This is a genomic window from Saccharospirillum salsuginis (assembly GCF_014651855.1).
GTDB classification, from domain to species: Bacteria; Pseudomonadota; Gammaproteobacteria; order Pseudomonadales; family Natronospirillaceae; genus Saccharospirillum; species Saccharospirillum salsuginis.
Genome location: NZ_BMXR01000001.1, coordinates 222,231 through 243,813 on the forward strand (window position 1 = coordinate 222,231; position 21,583 = coordinate 243,813).

Consider the following 21,583-nt stretch of genomic DNA (forward strand, 5'->3'; position numbering starts at 1 on the left):
TTATAACTGAGGCGTAACTGAAGTGGAGGCGTCCATGTGGGAAGCAGCGGATCTGAATGCCTGGCAGGGCCGGATCGACGAGGAAGACGGGGCCGCCGGTCACCGCTGGCATCAGATCATCCAGGCTCCCCGGACCGACCGGCCCGGGGTTTGTCTGTTGGGGTTCGCGTCCGATCTCGGCGTAAAACTGAACCAGGGTCGTCCCGGCGCGGCCGAAGGCCCCGGTGTACTGCGTTCGGCACTGGCCAACCTGGCCGCCCATAACGATCACGCCGTCTATGACGACGGCACGGTTCGAACCGGAGACGACCTGGATGCGGCCCAGAGCGCCTATGCGGAACGCGTCGGGCAACGACTGGATGACGGACATTTCGTTATCGGCCTCGGTGGCGGGCACGAGATCGGCTGGGCCGGTTTCCAGGGCATGCGCCGGTGGCTCGACCGGCACGACCCGGACGCCCGCGTCGGCATCATCAACTTCGACGCCCACTTCGACTTGCGCAAACCCAACCCCAAGGGCACCTCCGGCACACCGTTTCGACAGGTCGCGGACTGGTGCCGGGATCATGGACAGCCCTTCCACTATGCGTGCATCGGCATCAGCGACGCTTCCAATACCGAAGCCCTGTTCCAGTTCGCGCACGACAACCGGGTGCGTTACCTGCGCGACCTCGACTGTCTGGACGTACACGCCAACCCCTTTATCCGTCGCTTCATCGGAGAACTGGATTACCTCTACGTCACCATCTGCTTGGACGCCCTGCCCGCCTCCGTTGCCCCCGGCGTCAGCGCGCCTTCGGCTCTGGGGATTCAACCGGGTTTCCTGTTTCACTGCCTGTCGGAGATTCAGCGCTGCTGTCAGTACGCACACTGCAAATGGCTGATCAGCGATGTCGCGGAACTGAACCCGCGCTACGACCTGCAAGACCGGACCGCCAAGCTGGCCGCCCGCATCGTCTGGGAGATCGACCGACTGCAACGCCCGGAATTCAACGGCCACGCGAGTTAACCCGAGTTTATTCAAAGGACTTGAAGCTGATGATCAGGATTCCTGGCCGGGCTGGCCCTTTTAACCGGTGAAAACGCATCCATCTATTGGATGTTACTGTTTAACGGAGCACCCCATGATCGAATTCCCGAAACGCTGGCCCGTCGAGAACCCGGACATCCTGCAACTGTATTCCATGGCCACACCCAATGGTCAAAAAGTGAGCATCATGCTCGAAGAGGCCGGCATTCCGTATGAAGCCCATCTGGTTCACATCGGTCAGAACCATCAGTTCGATGAGGACTACCTCAAGATCAACCCCAACAACAAGATCCCGACCATCATCGATCCGAATGGCCCGGGCGGTGAACGATTCGCGCTGATGGAGTCCGGCGCCATCCTGATGTACTTGGCCGACAAATCCGGGCAATTTCTGCCCAAGGATGAAACCCGTCGCTGGGAAACCCTGCAATGGTTGTTCTTCCAGATGGGACACGTCGGCCCGATGTTCGGCCAGTTCGGCCACTTTTATAAATTCGCCGCCGACAAAACCACCGACAGCTACGGGGTGGAACGCTATACCAAGGAAACCCAACGCCTACTGGGTGTGCTGGATAAACGGCTGGAAGGTCGTGAATGGATCATGGGTGATGAATTGACCATTGCGGACATGGCCATCGCCCCCTGGGTTAAATGCATTGACTTCTACGATGGCCACGAAACCCTGGGTACCGATCAATTCAAGAATGTAATGGCTTACACCCAACGCTTCTACGACCGGCCGCTGGTTCAGAAAGGATCGAAAGTCTGCGCGCCCTGATCAATTCATCGCGCTGATGCGAATGCGGAAAGCAAACGGCTCCCATAAGGGAGCCGTTTTTGTTTTGGGGTTACATCATTGTCGACTTACGGCCCGGTAAAACCCAGACCCCAAGGCCCTTTTACTGCCAAAGAAAGGGGATTTCCGGCGCAAAGGTATAGAACAACATGCAACCATAGACAGCCAGCCCAAGCATCAACGTCATTGGCCAAAACCGACGAGCCTTTTGGGCTTCAAACTGCCATTCTGATCGGTAAGCTTCCAACAAAAACTGAATATTCGGCTCCAGTTGTTCACCTTCGGCTTCGCGCTTATACAGGCGTTGCAGGGTGACCTTCTGAAGCACGGTCAGTTCCTTGAGTGGAAGGACGGATTGAGTATCCATATCAGCATCTCCTTGCTGGACCAGATGGTTGTTTACGTTAGGTTGTGCGCGCTGTTGACTGGTCGATACTATTTTTGTGAAGGCGTTCACATTAACCGTTCGACCGCGCATTATGATACAGAAGTATGCGATGGAGTCAAAAATTGATCAATTTGGAATGTTGTTGTTTTGTTTTAGAAGAGTGAGAATTCTCATGGCTTTAGCCTAGCCCCTTCTTGCCAAATACCCCGCTGGAGGTACAATGTTTTACGTGCGGTATCTTGGTAGATTAATGAGTATTGAAACAGAGGAAGCTATACTACTCTTTCTGGGTGCCTAGGATTATAGAACCACTGCATCAGTCCCTTACCTTACACCAGAAACCACTATAACTCATGGTGAATATTACTACACTAAGGAAGTCTGAGAGTGTCGTTTTGATTAGGAAAAATCGTCTTACAAATCAGTTAAAAGCTGATATAAAAAGCGAAGGGATAAACCTTATGGAAGACCTTGAAAAGCAATTGGAGCTAGCCAAACAAGAAGTCAATAAGTGGGATCACTTGCTGAGGACTGCACGGAATGGCCATGCAGGGGGCCATGCCGAAATGGCACTGGCGCATGCTGAGGCAAAATACAATCAGATCTTAGAGCAAGTCCACCACGCTCAAGAAAAAGAGTCACGCGGTTTCAAGCACTAGCCGTTTAGTTGGATAAGGGTGAAGTCGTTGTATCGGTAGGGACATCAATTAATCGAATTTGTTCCTTTCAGACTGGGTGCGGGGTACTAGCAAGTCGGCGCGAAAGGGAAATACTGTATTGACACAGGGAACCTCTATGCATACTTTTCAAGGCGTTGAGGAATTATTAATGGTCTCATAATAGGGTGGAAGAAAAATCCAGAATATTTTTTTAGATGAGGCCGGCGGTTGCACACTATGAGGTTGCACCGCGGCTCCATGAGCGTTGATTTTTATGCCGGACCAGTAAAACTGGCCCTGCACTATGCCTTTGAAGTGTTCAACTCGCCTTTAATGGGAACCAGCCACCATTCCTCAGGCGGGGGCTCCCAGCCCTCGGATTCCGAAACCCACCGGTCGCTGCCCCAGCGGAAGCCCTTTTCATAGTTCCAAACCAACTTTTCGCGATACTTGGAAAAGGCCTGATCCGACATTTTCTCGTACAAATCCGGTGGGCGATTGTGCTGCTTGTCCCACTCCGCCGTGACGGGGTCCAAGTGACGAAATGGTTCCAATTCCGGGACATCAGGCAAAGGCTTGGAGACATCCATGAATTGTTGAATCATTTCCCACTTCATGAAAATTTCGGATTTGTTGTAGCTTTCAAAACCTATGGGAATCCTTAGCTCCCTATTCTGGCGATGCGTAATCTCCAAGGTATAGGTCAGCACACCCGCCCGGCTTCCGGCTGCGGATGAATTAATAAATCCGTCAAATTCTGTAAATGGATGAATCTCAGCCGCCCCACCTTTATGAGGGAACACATAGACCAATCCTGTAGACCGAAATAATATCGCTCGTATTTTAAAATTCACCCAATCTTTTTTTAATGCTAACCAAGAGAAAAATGTTAGACATGAGAAGATAAAAGGTAACAAAAATACTTCCAGATCTAACAAAACAGACCAACTACCTTTTTGCAACAACATAATCAACAGAACTATGGGCGTTATAAATAAAAAGAACCTAGAAGCAATAAATATATAACCAACAACCATAGCCCAGCTCTGAGGTGACAGGGCTACCATATGATCATGGTTTAACAAATTCAACTTCCCATCGTCCTTTCTCGAATCCAACAAACCATGATAAGGACTACGTTCTTCATAGTTTAGACCACTAATTTTCTTCTTATGCTTATTAAACCTCTCTGGGGTATCTTCAGAGGCCGCCATGAATACACCAAAGTCGACACCCCACTTCAGCAAATGCCCATTCATCTTATTGGGTGTCCAGCGGTTCTCGCTGGCTTCTATTCGTTGGCAGTCCTTTCGGCTGTCATAAGCTGTATCCGCGTAATAATTATTGTTGTTCAATGCCATGTCCATCATCGACTCAATGTCTTTGCAAAGGAATCCGTATGCACCCAGTTCAATTGATCCTCATCCACTTCGACCGGGGTGTTTTCCGGCATATCATCATACAAACCCGGTTTATAGGGGGCGGGCAATACGATATCCCCGGCCTGAATTTGCCCTCGGCTGCGAAACGTCACATTCATCCGGTTATAATTTCCGGTGAACTCTGGCATCGAGTAGAAATACTGGATTCTCTCTATCCGGGTACGTTCTTCGTTGTGAACCTGCTCAATTCGGTAAGGTTTTACGAACCGTTCATCTTCATGAGACGAGCCACTTAGATAGCGCGCCCCTGGCTCATGGCGGGCTAACCAGCATTCCACTGTGGTATGAATACACAGCTTGTCCGCTTCCGGCGCAAACAAAGGGACCGTCATTGTTACTATCAATGCATCCTGGCTGGTCTTCTCGTCATACCCCTCTTCGAGGGCCAGTGCTGGCATAACCAACTGACTCATCAAGGCTTGGTAACAGTCCTCCGGGTTATCGCGCCATACTGCATACGTACCTTCGAATGCCTCCTCACCATAGGGTCCGTGTGAAACCCAATCCGGTAGCGGTTTGTCACGCCAATAGTGCGCTAAAACGGCAAAACCAATGGAAAACGCGAGAAGCGCCCAAACAACGGGGTTAGGAACGGCCGCTGCCCAACCAAACTTCAGCAACACTCCTGCCCCAATAACGGCCATTGCTCCACCCGTCACCGCACTCAACCCAAGAGCAACGGCGGCATCATGATCTTTGCGCTTATAGTGTTCCATGGCGTCAACCGCGGTCAGAATGCTGGTCACACCTGAAACAATCGTCCCCAACGTCTTGAATACCCTAAGATCGATAACACCACCTGAAGCGCGCCTCCAACTGCCAAAGGAAAGCTGTCTCAGCCTTTTCGCTACGTCATCTTTCCCTATTAATGTTGCGGTAGCAATTGATGCGTCACCGGTAGCTGCAATCAAAGAAGCAACTGCTGTATATAGTGCTACCTGTTGCTGGAACGTCGAGCGATCATTCAACGACCCACCTGCGATGCCCATTAAGGTCATGGCTTCATATCGCAACATAATCAACGACAACACCGCATTTAAGCCACGCGCACCCATGATCCCACCCTTGTACAGGTGCCCGTCGCTACCAAGTGCGATATTGTCATTCGCTGCCGCCAGCTTCGCCTTCTCCACACCCCAGTAGTCGGCCTTGTCCACGGCGATCACATCCACTTCGGCGGTAATGCGGGTGAGCCCTCTTCCCCGGTCGGATCCGGTCTTCGTCCACAGCGCGTGGGCGTCGAAGGCCTCTCCCGGCGTTGGCGGGGTGACGCCTTTATACCAGTTCATTTCCTGGCTGATCAATGTACTGCCGATTTTTTGTCCGGTATTGCCGTCGTATACGTCAGTGTAGGTTCCCGTGCCTTGAGCCTCGGCGTGGAACTGATCGACCCGGTGCTGGGTGGCGGCCTTGCTGGCCAGTTGTTGCTGTCGAACACTGTTGGCGCCCAACACGACGAATTTTTCGGTATCGACCTGGCCACCCTTGGGCACCATATGCATCCCTTTCAGGCTGGGCAGTAGGGATGCCTGGCCCAAACGGACGTAGATCGCCATGCGCTGCTTGCCCCGGGCGGAGTCTGGATTATCGGCACTGAGTAAGTCATTGGCCCAGCCGAAGAAGTCATCCAACACTCTCAGAGGTAGTGCCAGCTCTTTTTGCTCTTTGCTGAACAGTTCGGCACCCACGGCGGAATGCGCCGCATCGCTGTTTTGAACATTATCGGCTACCTCCGCACTGTCCTCTTCGGACAGAGGTCCCGGGCCAGCGCCCTGCGTCTCGCCCTTGGCGACCGCTCTCGCGACCGCCCGAGCGAAATCGCGGGTGTTGAACCGACCACTGCCTATGAAGTGGCTGTTGGGCATGTCGTCCGGCTTGTAGTACGGCTTGGTGATGTCGATATCCTGCGCACTCGGAAACAACATTCTGTGAATAGGATGGGAGGGCTGGTCGAGTACTTGATCGATCCATTGGCGGCCAACGTCCTCCGGGTTTAAATGCGCGGATGCGCGACGCGTGTCCATAAAGCCATAGAGGTCGCTGATGGTGGTCTTGCGGCCGTGTAGCGGTGTGATCAGGACCAGCCAGACAAACAGGAATTCCAGCCAGTTGTTGTCGTCACTGTCCGGGTCCAGGTTGGCGTAGTCCGCCAGAGCGCTGTGCAGGGGAATGCTCTGGTCACCCAGCCGGGTACGGTTGCGCAGGCCATTGGCTTTGTCGTCCAACCATTCGAAGTGCCGTTTGCGGGCGGCGTCGAGCGTTGCGATCGCTTCTTTGACCTTGCCGGGGAACAAGCTTCGACTGAGCTTGCGTTCGTCCAAGCGTTCGCGAAGATCACGCAGAAATTCCGCACCGTTGTCGTCTCGCTTATAGGTTCGAGTGCGCCGCCAGCGGGACACGGCAATGTATTGGCGGATTTTATCGTTGATGTCGTTGGATTGCCGCCAATTCGGATCCTGCCGTTCCAGATAGGCTCTGTATTCGTATAGGTGGGGGAACCGGCCGTCGAAGGGCTCGGTCATTTCCTGTTCCAGGGCGGCCCACTGCTCTTCCCCTTCCATTTGCCATAAGGTCGGGTCGAAAATGAGCCGGTGGATCACCTCGCCGGAAGCATGATGTGGGTTGTTCTCGCGCACCTCGTCATAAGCCGTCTGCAGGTCCTTGAGGGCCTCCAAACACAGGGCGGTGTGGCGCAGGGCGATGGCCAACGGGTTCAGCAGCGGGAATTGCGGCAGATGGTGATTCGGATGTGAAGCATCCTGCTCTGTTCGATAGTGGTCGACTTGATCCCCAAACCAGGGCAGCAGTTGAGTGAGCGGCTGGGTCCGTTCGTTCCGCAACCTCGTCATGGTCCGCAGTCCCTGGGACTTGGCCCGTCGCTGGTTGGCGATGGGCTGCTCTCGATTCCTCACCCGGTTGTCGGTCGGGTGGAGGCCGCCCATGGCTTCGACTTGCCGCCAACTCCATTGCACCTGGCTATGAGCGATTCGGACGTCGTCAAGACTCTTGCCGTTAATGACCTGTGGCACCAGGATGGCGTCATCATCCAGGTCGATGGCAACATCACGATTGTTCAAGCCCCAGCACACGTCCAGGTTGATCTCTTTGAGTTGATAGTTGGTTTGATCTTCATTGGCTTGAACGCCGATTTCACGCCACAAATAGCCATCGATGAAGATATAAAGGAAGCCCGAGGACGGAGTTCCCAGGCTTTCCTCCCGGTTGACGTCCAATTCATTATCGAGATACATACGCGGCAGTAGGGGCACGAACCAGGTTGGCGCGGAGAAAACCTCCGCCGAGGCGCCGGGACGACCGGTAATTCCATGTTCACAATGAACGGGGACGAGGTAATTCGGGTCGATCTCCAAATGTAACCGGTATTGAAACGCCGTGTTCAGGCCGGGAATCGCCAATTGTCGATTGCCGGCGAACAACGGGTTTTCGTGCTCCAGAGGCTGGGCGTTCGACATTGGTATCTTGGTTTTGGGTGCGTGCTCTTGCCCTTCCAGGGCCACAACGAGCGTTCCTGTGGGTTCGCGCTCGCTGTTACCGGCCAGGCCCACAATATGGTCACCCGTGAGGGCCAATGTATTGGTGCTATTGAGAGCGACATCCATTTCCTTCTCAATGGGTTCCTCGGCTTGAAGAGTCTCAGTCATATTCCTGCCTTTTAAGATCCCTTGGTCGTATTCGTTTGAACAACAAAGCCCCTGGCCCCCGCCATGGGTTGCTCAACTTCCGTAAGCTTCTTGCAATTTTTTCTGTGTTTGCGGCCCTGGGTCGCCATCCTGCGCCAAGCCGAAACTTGCCTGGAACTGTTTGACCCCATCACGGGTCTTTGAACCCATGACTCCATCCACGACACCGCAGTCATACCCCAAGTTATTGCAGCGCGCTTGAATGCCGCTCAATGTCTCCACCGGGTCCAAATACGCGAGGCGCAACCGAAATGTGTGTGTGGGTTGCTGGGCCTCCCCAGTCAAATAGAGTTGTAGCGTGGCACTGGTACCAGCATTCTCGGGTAATTCGAATTCCAACAAGCCCGAATCGGCCACCGTGCTTTCCAGCGATTGACCATTCACATCAAGTTCCGCCCTTGCCCCCTGGCACCCCTGCAGCCGCATCCGTAAATATTCTGCTGACGAGCTTTTTACAAATACGCTGTTGCGATTGGTTACACCCAGTTTCGCCGGAGTTTCATTCGGGTCTGGAATGATGATTTTATCGCCTGGATAAATCAGATCCGGATTGGGTCGCTGCGCCCTGAACCGTTCATTACTGGGGTGATCATACAGCGCCGCGGCACTGGCCAAGCCATAGTGTTTCGCTATACGCAACAGGGTCTCGCCTTGGGCTACGGTATGTATTGCCATTTATCGTGCCTCTCCATGTAAAAGCGCTGAATGTTATCCGCTCCGTACCGGTGCGTGACTGCCTCGACGCATTACGGCATTGTTCGATTCCGGGAACCGGACTTCACATTGCCCACTGCAACCGATACCTTCGATTTTCGCTTTGCCTTCTTGATCGGTCTGTCCTTCGTGTATAACCCCGTCGGGTGCTTTGATCCAGTACGGCTCGTCGGCCACCGGGTTACCGATATCGTCCACCAGTTGCAACTCAAACCAATAGGTTGACTTCGGAGCCTCGTACTGGGCGGCCTCATCTCCTTCTACCTCTACGGGTTGCAGCTCCAATACTGTCGTCTCGGGTAGCTCATCCACGTTGAGGGCCTCTGCCTCTTCCGGCTCATTACCGGCCCCGGTCTCATACTGCACCTCCCCATCGAACACCACCCCGCTCTGCCCGTTCAACGTCACCTTCTTGCCGAACAGCTTGATGTTGCCACTAGGGTCGATCTTCACGCCACCGTCGCCCTGCTTCAGCAGGATGTCGCCATTACCGTTGCCTTTAACGGTGATGTTGCCGTTCACCTGGTGGATGGCCGCGCCGGCCTGGACCTGCAGTTGTAGGTCGCCGTTGGTGACGCTGGTGTTCATACCGGGGTTGGTCAGGATCGACAGGTTGTGTTTCTGCACCCAGAGGCTGAAGTCTTCGCCCGCGCTTTGCGTCAGGTTGACCTGTGCGGTGTGGGTTTGATCGGTCTCCGCCTGGTGGTATATCGAACCTTCTTCAGTGGTCGTCAGGCTGTTGTTCTTGACGGTCTGGGTCCGGTCGGCGCCGATGCGTTCTTCCAGTTGCGCTTCGGCCTCGATCATCAGGTTCAGGTCGGCATAGAGGTTGACGCCGCCGTAGATGGCCATGAGGTGCACATAGGGTTCGGCGTCCTGTGCGTTCAGTTCCAGACGCACCTGACGGTCGAAGGTGTGCAGGGCGATGCAAGCGGCTTTTTTGGCGTCATCGAAGGTCAACTCGTTCTGGCCGGGGGTGACGATGCGGCTTTGGGTGGCGTTTTTGTTGGTCACCGGGCCGAACTGACTCCGGCCCGGTACAAAACCGACGATCATCGGTCGCGCCGGGTCGTCGTCCAAAAAGGTCACCAGGGCCCGGCTTTGGTCGAGCAAGGGGAAGTGCCAGCCGATCTCTTCTGTGTCATCGGTACCTGGGCTGGCATAAGGGGTCAGTCGACTTGTCGGGGGGCTGGCCTGGCCTTTGCCCTGGGCACTCCGGTCAAAATCCGCCCGGAAATAGTACCGGCCATCGGCGGACAGTTCGGCGTGGTCGTATCGGCTTTCGATGCGGGCCGGGAACAGGTGCGGCAGCGGCGGCTGTGTTTTCACCTTCGGCCGGGGCGGTGTCGCTCGGGGAATCACAACGGCTGTGTTGCGGTATTGCACGCCCGGGGCGTTGCCCTCACCGGCAGCGGGTTCGGCATTGTGGACCACCTGAATCATCCGATACTCGCCCGACGGGCAGTCATTGGGCAGTTGATGGGCATCGAAGGCGACGGTATGGCCCGCACTCAACAAGGGTTGATGGCCGTGCAGGGTGATGAAGTAGCGCTGCTGGTCGAAGTACTGTTGTTCGAACAGGGCCCGTTGCTCCGCCTCCGGGCGCGGGCGCGGTGGTGTAAAGCTACGATAGTCGGCGTCTTCGCGGCTGATGGCGCCCGGCGTGGTGCCCTGAACGCTGCGCCCGGCGATGTGGGGCTGGTCCGACCACCGTTGATAAGCGGCGGTGATCCGGTTGAGTTGCTGGTCCGGCGACAAACCGGAGACCGCCTGGCCCCATTCGATATAAGGTAGATAGGGGCTGACCTGGGTGTCGTTGCGAATGACCAACAGTTCGTGGTTCTGTTCCGGTTCCCGGTCTTCGAACCAGTAGTTGGCGCCCACTTCAGCAAGCAGGCGTTGAAAGCAGTCGAGGGTGGTTTCATCCTGGACCTGCAGGAAGGGGCCTTCGAAGGCGGGGACGGGATCGAGCGCGAGGTCGACTTCGAACCGGTCGTAGCCCATTTCCCACAGCAGTTGCCACACCACCTGTTCCCGGGTCATGCCCATGAACAAGCGGGCCTGCTCCTGTCGACGGCCCCGCTCCAGTTTGCTGCAGGCGGTCAGGTTCAGTTGATAACGTTTCCCGAGCCACTGCTCGTCGGCCGAGTCCAGGTTCAGGTGCATGCGCCGGGGCTGAGGCAGGCCGGGGCCGGTCAGCTCAACCCGGATCGGTTGATCCATCAGATGACCCAATGATTCCGGCAAATCGTAGGGTCCATCGCTGAGTACCTGCACCGACAATCGGGTGGGGCTGTTCAGCCGCTCAACGCCTTCCAGCCACTGCGCCATGAGGGTCTGCCCGGCCAGGATTACCCGGATCTCGGTACGCAGCAGCGATGCTTTGGTTTCCATGAGTCGCTAATCCTTGAGTTCGGGGGGCATCAGTTGTTGCCGATGGTGCCGCCTTTGATCACGATGGTATCGCCCGTCACTTCGATCTGCGGGCCATTCAGGGTGAGGTTGCCACTGCTGTCGATCTGCAAGGTGCCATCCCCCTGGGCCAGGGTGATGCTGCCGCTGCCGATACCGCTGAAGGTGATGTTGGCATCGGCTTCGAGGCTGTAGTCCCCGGCCTCGACGTTCACTTCATAATCGCCATCGACCACCTGCTGATTAAGGCCGTCCCCGACCTGCCAGTGCATGGCGCCTTCGCTGCGTAGCGTCATCTCCCCTTCGCGACTTTGCCAGCGCAGGTTTTTGCCGGCGCTGTATTCGATGTCGGTAGCCGATTCCACGGTAATGGAGCCTTCCTGCGTCATTAGGCTCTGGTTGTTCTTCACATGCACGCTGTGGTCAGCGCCAACGGTCGTGGTCTGGTTTTGGCCGCTTTCGAAGGTCATCGCGCGGCCCGCGTGCAGCACGAGGTCCCCTTCGGTGGACTCGAGCTTGGCCAGATGCGCGTCTTTCTCGGCACTGAGCGTCAGCTGGTTGGCGTTGTCCGGATTCGCCAGCTCGATGCGTTCCTGCTCCGGCGTATCGTCCAGCAACAGCCGCTGGCCGGCTCGGGTACGAATGAGGTTGTGGCGGGCATTCGCCTGGGTGACCGGGTTGACGGACTGACGGTTGTAGTGAGCACCCAGAATGACCGGGCGATCGATATCGCCGTTTTCAAAGCCGAGTATGACTTCCGTGCCTTTCGCCAGCGGGAAGTGCTGGCCGTGATCCTGTCCGCCCAACGGTTGGGCCATACGGACCGGTAAACTGGCCGGGCCGTCGCTGTCCGAGCGGTCGTCGAAAGGCAGGCGCACCCGGTACAGCCCCCGGTCATTGACTTCCTCGGTTACCCAGGCCGTCAAATTGAAACGCACCGGCGCATGGGGTGTGAAGGATGGCCGATACGGCAGGTCCGCGGGAATCACAGTGACGGAGCAGTAGAACGCTTTGTCCTGGCCGCCCAGACCATTACCGGCCGCGGCTCGCTGGGAGCCACCCAGGTGTACGCGGATCACGCGGTAGCTTCCGTTGAATTCCGGATGCTGGATCAGTTCGACCAGGCTGCCGGGGCGCAAGCGGCGGCAGGTGGTCTCCAGGGTCAGGCTGTGCGCCGGCCAGGCTTCGGCTTCGGCGCGCACCTGGGCCAGGTGACGACCCTGTTCACGATGCTGGTAGTTCGCCCCCCACTGGCTGAGCTCGCCGGTGTTTTCAAACGCCTGCACACCGGCTTCGACCGACAGGTCTTCGGAGTGCCACGGATTGGTGTCCGATAAATGCACGGTGCCGACACGACTTTTCCAGTGTCGATTGACATTGAAGACATGCTCGTCGTCTTTACCGGCGCCGGCGTTGGGCGCAAAACGCAAAGGCAGTGGCGTCTCGCCCTCGGTCAATTGACCCAGGTCGTCGACCAGCTGAATGATGGTGTCCGTATCGGACTGGTGCAGATGAAGGTACACGCCTTCGTTGGCCAGAATTCGGGTAACGAAATCGAAATCCGATTCCTCGAACTGGACGGTCAATGGACGAACCGGTGTGTCCGAGGCCGCGACCTCCACGGTGCTGAAATCTCCCAACTGGTCGGAGAGCAAGGTTTTGGCGATGTCCACCGCACTGCGGTCGACAAACACCCGGTTGTGACGGGTGGGTTTGAGCAGCCACAACACGGAACTCAGTGTCAGCTTTAAGCCGTCATAGTCGCCATTGCCATCCGCGTTCTCGCACGCGGTGATGACGCCATGCATCGGCAGGCTTGCCCCACCCGACAGTATTGAAAAGGTCGCCGGTTGGTTCAGGAGAGGATCCGGCGGCATGCCATGACGCAACAGGGCTTTCAATTCAATCGCGAAGTCCTGATGAAAGGTCCACTCGTGCAAGTCGACCGTTTCGATCAGGAAGGTATCATCGGGTAAGTCGGACAAGGTCAGGCAATACTGGCTTTCGTCCGCGAGGCCGACTTCGCGCATCGCTTTGTTGATCCCTGCGATGGATAGCGTCATGGCGGTTCTCCTTGTTTAGGCGGTTGCGGCCCCGGCGGGCTCGGGTTGACGGTCCAGGAAGACGAAGCCCAGCTGGCCCTGCTCGTCGGCATCCAGTTTGAGAATGTCCGGCAGGTCGCCTTCGGCGATGTAGTGCAACAGTTGGTTGGCGATGCCCGGCATCAGTTGCTGCTCGATGACCCGGTTGACCAGACGCGCGCCGGACTCGCTGACGCGGCAGCGTTCCACCAGTTGCGCCAGGGCTTCCTGGTCGCAGCGCAGTTCGATCTTGTATTCGGACTGCAACCGTTCGGCCATCTGCTCCAGCTTGAGCTGGATAATGCTGGCCAGGGCTTCTTCCGAGAGCGCCCGGAACGGTACCGTCTGCATACGGGCTGCGAGGGCCGGTGCGAAATGGCCGGAAATAACCGGCTGGACCAGTTCGGCCAACTCGCCCAAAGTGGGCGGTTGAAACGGATTTGCGTTTTCGTCCTGTTCGGATACCGCCGCTTCGTGTTCCGGCGCATCCGCTTCTTGCTCGCCTTCCGCTTCGGCCTCTGCTTCCGCTTCCGCCATGGCCTGTCTCACCGCATCCTGCATCGTGGTGGAAGGAGTACAGCGCTCCTGAATCAGTTCGGAGCCCAGGTTGGACGTCATCAGCAGGATGGTGTTCTTGAAGTCGATCTCGCGGCCTTCGCCATCGCGCATGAAGCCCCGGTCAAAGACCTGGTAAAACAGGTTCATGACATCAGGGTGGGCTTTTTCGACCTCGTCGAGCAGCACCACGGAATAGGGTTTTTGCCGCACGGCTTCGGTCAGAATACCGCCACGGCCATAGCCGACGTATCCCGGTGGCGAGCCCTTTAGCTGGGATACAGTGTGGGATTCCTGATATTCGCTCATGTTGATCGTGATCAGCGAGCGTTCACTGCCGAACAGATGCTCGGCGATCTTGCGGGCGGTCTCCGTTTTACCGACACCGCTCGGCCCGGCCAACAGGAAAACACCTTGCGGGCCGGTTCCGGTTTTGAGTGCGGCCTTGCTCGAGCGCAGGCTTTGTCCGATCACCTGCAAGGCGTCGTCCTGCCCGACCACTTGTTGAGCCAGTATGGACTCGAAGTTCAGCAGGGCGTGCAGTTCGTCCTTCACCATGCTGCCGACGGGAATCCCGGTCCAGTCGGCGATCACATCGGCGATCGCCAGGCCATTGACTTCGGGTTGGACCAGCGGCCGACCCTGTTGCAGTTCGGTCAGTGCCTGGCGGCGTTCCTGGCTTTGTTGCAACAGGCTGTCGAGATCGGGGTGGTCGGTCGATTCACTCAGCTCGGCGCTGTCCTGTTGAATCTGTTCCACCAGATTACTTTGCGAGCGCCAGTCATGCTCGGCTTCGCGCGCCTGTTCCAGCGTCGTGGTGAGTTCTTCGCGCAACCGCTGCAGGACATCGGCGTCCGGTTCCAGGCCGCGCTTGGATTCGTCGTTCAGGCGTGCGAGACGGTCTTCCAGATACAGGATCCGGGCCTTGAGGCCTTCGAGATGTTGCGGCTCCAGCGACTGTCCCATCTTCACCCGGGCACTGGCGGTGTCGATCAGGTCGATGGCCTTGTCCGGCAGGTAGCGACCGGTGATGTACCGGTCGGACAGGGTGACGGCGGCTTCGATAGCCTCATCGGTCACATGAACGGCGTGATGCTGCTCATAGGTAACTTTCAGACCGGACAGCATGTGGACGGCGGCTTCGATGGACGGCTCTTCCACCTTGACCATCTGGAAACGCCGGGCCAGGGCCGGGTCCCGCTCGAAATACTGTTTGTACTCACTCCAGGTGGTGGCGGCGATGGTGCGCAACTCGCCCCGGGCCAGGGCCGGTTTCAGTAGGTTGGCGGCGTCGGACATGCCGGCTTCGCCTCCGGCGCCGATCAGGGTATGGGCTTCATCGATGAACAGCATGACCGGCGTTTCCGCTTCAGTCACTTCGTCGATCACCTGCTTGAGGCGTCGCTCGAACTCACCCTTGACGCCTGCGCCGGCTTGCAAAAGCCCCAGGTCCAGAACGCAGATACGGATGCCTTTCAACAGATCGGGCACATCGTCGGCTACCACACGTTGCGCCAGCCCTTCGACCACGGCGGTTTTACCCACACCGGCTTCGCCGACCAGAATGGGATTGTTCTTGCGTCGACGGCACAGAATGTCGATGGCCATGCGGATCTCATCGTGACGCCCGCTGATCGGATCCATCCCACCCTGACGGGCTTTCTCGGTCAGGTCCTGAGTGAACTGATCGAGGGCGGAGGCGCCCTCGGCACCGGGTTTGGGCGCGGCGACCCCGCCCTTGGCAGCGGGGCCGGAGTTGGCGTGTTGCAGTGCCTCCACCGAACTGCGCGTCAGGCGATCGAAATGCTCATGCACGGCATCGAACGGGATCTTTTCCAGCGGGCCCAGGCCGGCATCGCTGGGCCAACTCGCGGCCAACTGAACCAGAGCTTCCAGGATGCCCGCCGAATCGATGATGTCGGGAGTGTAATGCAGGCTGTTCAACAGACAGGCTTTCTCAAGCAGCTGATAGAGGTTGGCCGAAATGGCCGGTTTGCCCTCATGGTGCGTGCGCAACCGGTTGACCTGCTCGATCAGGTTATGCCAGAGCTGATCCTGGTCCACCTCAAAGGCTTCCAGAATGCAGTCGATGTGACCCCGGCTGTCGTCTTCCAGCAGTTTCAGCAACAGGTGCTCGGGTTGAATCTCCAGGTGCCCGCGACTGGCCGCGAAGCCTGCTGCGGCTTCCAGTGCCAGCCCGCAATGGGGTGTCAGTTTATCGATCAGTACGCGCAATGTTCGGTTGTCCATTCGATCGGTCTCCCTGTTCGATGATTGATCCGGTTGTCTAGAAATGTCAGGCGGCTTCGGGCATGGCGTCTTCACCCTGCCGCAGCGCCCGTTGATAATGGTCTTTCGAAAAAGTCAGTTGGCACGGCTCTTTGACGTCCTCGCCCAGCGCCATGGCCTGGCCCAGTCGGCTGGCGGAATGTCCCAGTTGCAGTGGCGGGCGCTCGCTGGATGGCAAGGTGATTTGCACCTGATAGTCGACGCCCGCAGGCAAATACTGTTGCAGCAAGGCACCCAGCCGTTGACCGAGGTCGCCTTCCGGCTGCAGCGCCTGACCCTTGCTCCCGTCGACTTCCCCGGTGTGCACATCCACGCGCTGGCCCAGTACGGACATTTGCTGGCCCAGGAAGGTGTCGTGACCCAAGGCCTGTTGCCCATCGAGTGTCAATTCCTCATCGACCGGCACCTGACTGATAACGTCGTCGTCGACGTCCAGTTCCGGCAGGGCAAGCGCCTCGCGCAGGATGTTTTCAATGCCCGCGGCACTGCGACACCGACTGGCCAACGCTCCGGGCGTGGCCACCGCTGTCGTCAACCGATTGAAATAGGTGCCGGTCTGAGCCGACGCCAGCCGTTGAAACAGGTTGTTTTCCCCGGCTTCCTGAAGCAGGCGGAATTTCCGCCACCCCTGATGCAGCAACCAGTAGGTCTGGTTGTTGAACACATCCAAAAAAGTCTGGATGCGCTTGCCCACCTCATCCTGATGGGTCACGTCCTCCAGAAAATATTGTGGCAGTGGGGCATCCACACCGTAAAAACCGGCAAAGGTAGCCTCCACCTCAACATTCTGATCTTCCAGAATATTGACCCGCTTCACATCGGATGCGGGAAAGGACAACCAATCACACGGGCGCAGCTTCAACCAGCTCGGGCGCAGGTCGGTATGACCCGCGCCTTCCTGGTTCAGGATGACTTCCACCAGCTGATGGAAGTGATAGTCGCACGCCTGGGCCACTATGGCCTCTAGAGCATGGGACGATTCCCGCGTGTCGGTTTCCATACCCACTCCTTATAGGTTGGCAGGGAGATCAATTTGGTTTCGACGTATTCGGTGATATTGGCGAAAGTGGTGAAAAATTGGTGCAGCACGGTGCCGAACAGATAGAGGTCGGACCGTGAACTGAAGCCGGCCTCCTTGACCTCCAGGGTGATCTGAAGCCCCTGTACCAATACGCCACGGCGAATACGGTGCTTTACATCCGCATGAATGCTTTCGATCGCATTGATGCGATTTTCGTTCTCGACCTGTTCGCTCCAGTCGAACAGGCTCAGCAGTGTGCGGAAGTGGTCGACGTCACTGAGACTGGACAACTGCAATGACATCAGTGAAATCAACTGCCACTGAAAATCCTGGATGGCGGGCGGGGAGACCATCTTGCTTGGCCGGGCGATGTTGGTGACTTTTACATCCTTCGACACTTCCGATTGAACCTGGTCGATACCCCCCAATTCAAGAAACTGTCGTGGGTAACTTTCGTTGCTCGCCAGCACATCGACCGACAGCACCTCTCCGACCTTGGGTTTAACATCGCTTACCGAAATAAAGGTCCGACGACGCCCTGAACCACTCTTACGCGTATGGGTGGCGTAGGTCGGGTCGTCGTCTCGGCGGTAACTGAGTTCGTGCAACGGCCGGAACTGTCGGCTTTCGCCGGTCTCGGGGTTGCGGCCGTTCACCTCCAATACGGAGTATACATTGGCGCAATCGACGTAGCTGTAATCCACTTTCAGGGGGTAGTCCGGGACCCTGCCCGTCAGACGAACGGGTTCTGTCTGGGTTTTGAACAGGTTGATCGCCGGTACCGTGTTCAATTGGAAGGTTTCCCGACGTACATGATGGCCGGCCGGCATGGTCACCGGTGTTTCCAGCGTGAGTGTCAGCAAGCGGCCATCGCCGGCCCATTGCTGGCTGTTAAACCCCCGGACTTTGAGAAACAGATACTTTTCCCGGGCGTTGAAGTAGTCGTGCAACAGACTGAAGGCGACGTGTCCGCGACCACCGGTGGGCAAAAAGCATTCTTCAGGTTCCAGCATGGCCGGTTCCAGCTGGACCTGCCCCGGTAAGGGCTGGTTGTCCAGGGTCATTTTAAGGCGCGCCTGGGGGTGTATCGCCGCCTCATACAGGGCATAGGCCAGCGCGCGATCGCAATGCAGATGAATGGGCAGTTCGGTGAAGTCGAGATCGGGCCAGTCGAACGCGGAGCGTTTTCGAATGTGAAGCTTGATCTGGGTGCCGCCGCCGATGCGCTCGACCACGCTTACGTCATCTATATGGATGGGCTGAACCGACAAGGCCGCTGTGGTGGTGTATTCGCAGGTGACGTTTTCCGGCCCGACATTCAGCGCCTTAACCGATGTCCCCTTCCGCAGCGGAACGGTTTCACTGATCTGTTGTTCCGGGTCCAGTCTGACCAGCGTATAGGACGGAAAAGGCCGGCACAGCGCCGGATTCAGTTGGTCGAGCAGGTTTTCGCTCAATTCGGGAACACCGTCGTCGATGCGCTCGCGCACCTGAGCGGTTAAAAACGCCATACCTTCGAGCAGACGCTCGACATAAGGGTCCCGATCCTTGACGGCCTTGAGGTTGAGCATGGCCGCCTGCTCCGGATAGGCTTCGGCGAATTCCTGGGCGGCATCCTGCAACAGCCGCATTTCCGATTCGAAATACTCTTTCATCCGTTCCCTCTCGCCCTATTGGCCCGTGAACTCATCGACCTTGCGGGCTCTGGACTTCCGCTTCGCCCGAGCTCTTGAACAGGGTCCTGAATCGAATACGGTCGCCGCCGACGACCCAGCCGGCGATCTCCATGCGAACAACGGAAAACTGGATATCGCGCGGCAGTGGCGTGACCTGCACTCGACGTAATCTGGGTTCGTACTTTTCGATAACATCCTTGACCGCTTGGGCCATGTCGGTCTCGGAGTACGGTAATTCCTGATAAAAATGGTTGAGGTCCGGTAAGCCATAGTCCGGCAAGTGTGCCAGGACACCCTGACGGGCGTTCAACAGTCGCATCAGATGGTCGTGTATGCTGGCCAGCCGGTCTTCCCGATTGGGGTATTCCGACAGGGGCTCCCCGTTCAGATGCTTGCCTTGCAGAGCTTCGTATATGGACAGCATGACAGTTCCCGGAAAACACTCTTTTTCTGGAAATGGGTAAGGGCATGCAAACGCATGCCCTGTCGTAGCCATTACAACCGGTGGCTTATCGGCCTTCGACCCAGGAGTCGGAGAACTCGATGTTGCCGTCCAGGAAGGTCCACGTTACTTTCTGGTACCGGATGGATACGTCTTCCAGATGCGGATAGCGTTCTTTATCCAGATCCTTGACGTTAGCCATGCTGGGCTTGACGGAAGTAATCTTCACGCCTTCCAAGGTATGACGGAAGTACTCGACTTCAGTACCAGTCTCGTCAATCTTGTACCAGCTCAAAACCAGGTTCTGCAGGGTTTGACCATTACTGCAAGCCTTGTACAGATACGGGGTGGCCGCATCGTAAGCCTTGGTAATTACAAACGGCTCGTGCTTACGAGTACCGGTCAGTTCACCAGTGTCGTTATCCGTCGGGATACGCAGCTGGTGATCAAAAGCCAGTACTTCGATCGAGCCTTCACGGCCGGCAACATTTACCGAACCCTGAACATCATTACCTTGGTCGTCTTTGAGCATCATGTAGGCAGGAATTGCCATGAAGTAATCTCCTTTTAAAATAAATTTCCTAGCGGTGTAGGCGAGAGCTGACGCTGCATGACACAGCGCACCTCCACATCGGTCGAAACCAATGCCAGCTCGCGGAGATTCTGAAGGGGAAGATACTAGAACGATCGGTGCTTCGAGCATCCATCCCTGTATTCTTTGCTGTCATCCTTTTTAACACCCCCGGCACGCTGGCCGGGAAGTGTTGCCTTTCAACAACTATAACTATGAAAGTTGTGTCGAACAATCGTTGAAAGGCATTGTACCAAAATGTGAATCACATCCCGTTACATCGATCACAATTCTGGCATTTGAGATACCAGAGAAAGACGAACATCCACGCCTTCCACCTGGAAGTGCGGTTGCACATACATGTTCACGGTGTAGTAACCCGGGTTGTCCGCGGCTTCCTTGACCGACACCATGCCGTCTTTCAACGGATGACTGGCGGCCAGGTCCGGCTCGGGGTTGTTCATCTTGGTGACCATGCCCTGCAGCCAGCCATTCAACTCGTTTTCGAGATCCTGACGGGATTTCAAAGAGCCGATGCTCTCACGCTGCAATACTTTGAGGTACTGGGCGATTCGGGATACCAGGAAGATGTAGGGCAGGCGCGCGTTAATGCGCGAGTTGGCTGTGGCTTCCGCCGTGTCGTATTCCACCGGCTTCTGAGTCGAGTTCGCCGAGAAGAAACAGGCGTAGTCGCTGTTCTTGTAGTAACTCAGCGGAATGAAGCCGTGGTCGGCGAATTCCAGTTCCTTGGTTTCGGAAATCAACACCTCGGTCGGAATCTTTGACTCAGTGCCGCGGCCGGATTCATAGAAGTGAATCGGCAGGCCATCGAGTTTGCCGCCAGCCTCGGGACCGCGAATGTTCACCGTCCAGCCGTGTTTCTTGAAGCTGCGTACCATGTTGGAGGCGAATGCGAATGCCGAATTGCCCCACAGATAACGGTCATGCTGCTCGCCGGTGACGCCTTCGTTGTAGTTAAAGGTGCGGACCGGGTTTTCCTCGCCGTACGGCAGGCGAAGCAGGAAGCGCGGGAACACCAGACCGACGTAGCGCGAGTCTTCGGTCTCCCGGAAGCCTTTCCAGCGAATGTATTCGGCACGGTCCATATAGCTGGAGACATCCTGGATCTTCGGGATGTCCTCGACACTGTCTTTGCCGAAGAAGGTCGGGCCGATGGCGCTGATGAATGGGCAGTGGGCGGCACTGGAGACTTTGGACACTTCCGTCAGCAACTCGACATCCGGCGCCGACCGGTCGAATTCATAGTTGGCGATGACAGCCGAAATCGGTTCGCCACCCGGAGTATCGTATTCCTGCGTATAGATGTGGTTGAAATAACCGGTCTGGGTGGTATCCGGCGATTCCTCGAAGTCCTCTCGCAGTGCTTCCTTATCGCAGTCGAGCAGCTCGATCTTGACGTTGCTTTTGAAGTCTGTGCGCTCGGTCAGAAACTTCAACCCTTTCCAGGTCGACTCGACTTTCTGGAACGTCGGATGATGCAGCACTTCATCCAATTGCTTGCTGATCGTTTCATCGATCTGGGCGATGTATTCGTCGAGCAACCCTTTGTCGATTCGCTCGATCTGCTTGCCAGCGTCCAGGGCCAGTTCGAAAAACACCTTGAGTGCGGCCGTGATCCGCTGGTTGGCGTCGACTTCGGCCATGCCCTTGGAATCCTGAAAGCGGTTGATGTCGATCGGCTCCTTCACCGGGTCCATATGGACCAGGTCGATCAACCGTTCATACAGACTTCCGGCTTCTTCTGTTTCGGTGCCTTGCTTGCCTTGTTGTTCCTGTACGGTCATG

The 21,583-nt window shown here is 56.7% G+C and carries 15 protein-coding genes; 3 read left to right on the forward strand and 12 right to left on the reverse strand.

Annotation, left to right across the window (positions count from 1 at the left end; all coding sequences use genetic code 11):
* Positions 1-34 precede the first annotated feature (34 nt).
* Together hutG and IE111_RS00965 are read left to right on the forward strand one after the other, a co-directional pair.
* Positions 35-1,009: a formimidoylglutamase gene (gene hutG, locus IE111_RS00960; RefSeq protein ID WP_189606621.1), complete on the forward strand. Its 975-nt coding sequence runs from the start codon at positions 35-37 to the stop codon at positions 1,007-1,009.
* A 115-nt stretch (positions 1,010-1,124) separates the two neighbouring features.
* On the forward strand, positions 1,125-1,808 hold the full coding sequence (locus tag IE111_RS00965; RefSeq protein ID WP_189606622.1) for a glutathione S-transferase N-terminal domain-containing protein: 684 nt from the start codon (positions 1,125-1,127) through the stop codon (positions 1,806-1,808).
* Positions 1,809-1,929: 121 nt separating this feature from the next.
* Here IE111_RS00965 and IE111_RS00970 read toward each other — a convergent pair whose 3' ends face one another.
* The gene (locus IE111_RS00970; RefSeq protein ID WP_189606623.1) at positions 1,930-2,193 is read right to left on the reverse strand and encodes a hypothetical protein; all 264 of its coding nucleotides are present in this window, start codon (positions 2,191-2,193) and stop codon (positions 1,930-1,932) included.
* Between the two features lie 482 nt (positions 2,194-2,675).
* Here IE111_RS00970 and IE111_RS00975 point away from each other — a divergent pair, with 482 nt between their 5' ends.
* On the forward strand, positions 2,676-2,873 hold the full coding sequence (locus IE111_RS00975) for a hypothetical protein (protein WP_189606624.1): 198 nt from the start codon (positions 2,676-2,678) through the stop codon (positions 2,871-2,873).
* A gap of 302 nt (positions 2,874-3,175) precedes the next feature.
* On the opposite strand, the gene IE111_RS00980 is transcribed toward IE111_RS00975, so the two are convergent.
* The 11 genes from IE111_RS00980 to tssC form a co-directional block, all read right to left on the reverse strand.
* The gene (locus IE111_RS00980; RefSeq protein ID WP_189606625.1) at positions 3,176-4,234 is read right to left on the reverse strand and encodes a hypothetical protein; all 1,059 of its coding nucleotides are present in this window, start codon (positions 4,232-4,234) and stop codon (positions 3,176-3,178) included.
* 5 nt (positions 4,235-4,239) lie between these two features.
* Positions 4,240-7,977, reverse strand: a complete 3,738-nt coding sequence (locus tag IE111_RS00985) for a hypothetical protein (protein WP_189606626.1) — start codon at positions 7,975-7,977, stop codon at positions 4,240-4,242.
* A 72-nt stretch (positions 7,978-8,049) separates the two neighbouring features.
* Complete coding sequence (locus IE111_RS00990; protein ID WP_189606627.1) at positions 8,050-8,691, reverse strand: PGRP and LysM peptidoglycan-binding domain-containing protein; 642 nt, start codon at positions 8,689-8,691, stop codon at positions 8,050-8,052.
* Between the two features lie 33 nt (positions 8,692-8,724).
* Positions 8,725-11,124, reverse strand: a complete 2,400-nt coding sequence (locus IE111_RS00995) for a contractile injection system protein, VgrG/Pvc8 family (protein WP_189606628.1) — start codon at positions 11,122-11,124, stop codon at positions 8,725-8,727.
* A 29-nt stretch (positions 11,125-11,153) separates the two neighbouring features.
* Positions 11,154-13,205, reverse strand: a complete 2,052-nt coding sequence (locus IE111_RS01000; protein WP_189606629.1) for a type VI secretion system Vgr family protein — start codon at positions 13,203-13,205, stop codon at positions 11,154-11,156.
* A gap of 15 nt (positions 13,206-13,220) precedes the next feature.
* Entirely contained in the window at positions 13,221-16,028 is a 2,808-nt protein-coding gene (gene tssH / locus IE111_RS01005; protein WP_189606630.1) for a type VI secretion system ATPase TssH, read from the reverse strand.
* A gap of 46 nt (positions 16,029-16,074) precedes the next feature.
* Positions 16,075-17,067: a type VI secretion system baseplate subunit TssG gene (locus IE111_RS01010; protein WP_189606631.1), complete on the reverse strand. Its 993-nt coding sequence runs from the start codon at positions 17,065-17,067 to the stop codon at positions 16,075-16,077.
* Positions 17,031-18,743 carry a type VI secretion system baseplate subunit TssF gene (gene tssF / locus IE111_RS01015; RefSeq protein WP_189606632.1) on the reverse strand — a complete coding sequence of 571 codons (1,713 nt, stop codon included), beginning with the start codon at positions 18,741-18,743 and terminating at the stop codon, positions 17,031-17,033. The genes IE111_RS01010 and tssF overlap by 37 nt, the downstream gene beginning before the upstream one ends.
* 31 nt (positions 18,744-18,774) lie before the next feature.
* A complete protein-coding gene (tssE, locus tag IE111_RS01020; RefSeq protein WP_189606633.1) occupies positions 18,775-19,188 on the reverse strand; it encodes a type VI secretion system baseplate subunit TssE in 414 nt (137 codons plus the stop codon).
* An 85-nt stretch (positions 19,189-19,273) separates the two neighbouring features.
* Entirely contained in the window at positions 19,274-19,759 is a 486-nt protein-coding gene (locus IE111_RS01025; RefSeq protein WP_189606634.1) for an Hcp family type VI secretion system effector, read from the reverse strand.
* 302 nt (positions 19,760-20,061) lie between these two features.
* A complete protein-coding gene (gene tssC, locus IE111_RS01030) occupies positions 20,062-21,582 on the reverse strand; it encodes a type VI secretion system contractile sheath large subunit (RefSeq protein ID WP_189606635.1) in 1,521 nt (506 codons plus the stop codon).
* Position 21,583: the final 1 nt, after the last annotated feature.

Excerpts from the sequence above, each read along its gene's own strand:
- hutG (WP_189606621.1), top strand. The coding sequence starts at position 35 with ATGTGGGAAGCAGCGGATCTGAATGCCTGGCAGGGCCGGATCGACGAG.
- IE111_RS00965 (WP_189606622.1), top strand. The coding sequence starts at position 1,125 with ATGATCGAATTCCCGAAACGCTGGCCCGTCGAGAACCCGGACATCCTG.
- IE111_RS00970 (WP_189606623.1), bottom strand. The coding sequence starts at position 2,193 with ATGGATACTCAATCCGTCCTTCCACTCAAGGAACTGACCGTGCTTCAG.
- IE111_RS00975 (WP_189606624.1), top strand. The coding sequence starts at position 2,676 with ATGGAAGACCTTGAAAAGCAATTGGAGCTAGCCAAACAAGAAGTCAAT.
- IE111_RS00980 (WP_189606625.1), bottom strand. The coding sequence starts at position 4,234 with ATGGCATTGAACAACAATAATTATTACGCGGATACAGCTTATGACAGC.
- IE111_RS00985 (WP_189606626.1), bottom strand. The coding sequence starts at position 7,977 with ATGACTGAGACTCTTCAAGCCGAGGAACCCATTGAGAAGGAAATGGAT.
- IE111_RS00990 (WP_189606627.1), bottom strand. The coding sequence starts at position 8,691 with ATGGCAATACATACCGTAGCCCAAGGCGAGACCCTGTTGCGTATAGCG.
- IE111_RS00995 (WP_189606628.1), bottom strand. The coding sequence starts at position 11,124 with ATGGAAACCAAAGCATCGCTGCTGCGTACCGAGATCCGGGTAATCCTG.
- IE111_RS01000 (WP_189606629.1), bottom strand. The coding sequence starts at position 13,205 with ATGACGCTATCCATCGCAGGGATCAACAAAGCGATGCGCGAAGTCGGC.
- tssH (WP_189606630.1), bottom strand. The coding sequence starts at position 16,028 with ATGGACAACCGAACATTGCGCGTACTGATCGATAAACTGACACCCCAT.
- IE111_RS01010 (WP_189606631.1), bottom strand. The coding sequence starts at position 17,067 with ATGGAAACCGACACGCGGGAATCGTCCCATGCTCTAGAGGCCATAGTG.
- tssF (WP_189606632.1), bottom strand. The coding sequence starts at position 18,743 with ATGAAAGAGTATTTCGAATCGGAAATGCGGCTGTTGCAGGATGCCGCC.
- tssE (WP_189606633.1), bottom strand. The coding sequence starts at position 19,188 with ATGCTGTCCATATACGAAGCTCTGCAAGGCAAGCATCTGAACGGGGAG.
- IE111_RS01025 (WP_189606634.1), bottom strand. The coding sequence starts at position 19,759 with ATGGCAATTCCTGCCTACATGATGCTCAAAGACGACCAAGGTAATGAT.
- tssC (WP_189606635.1), bottom strand. The coding sequence starts at position 21,582 with ATGACCGTACAGGAACAACAAGGCAAGCAAGGCACCGAAACAGAAGAA.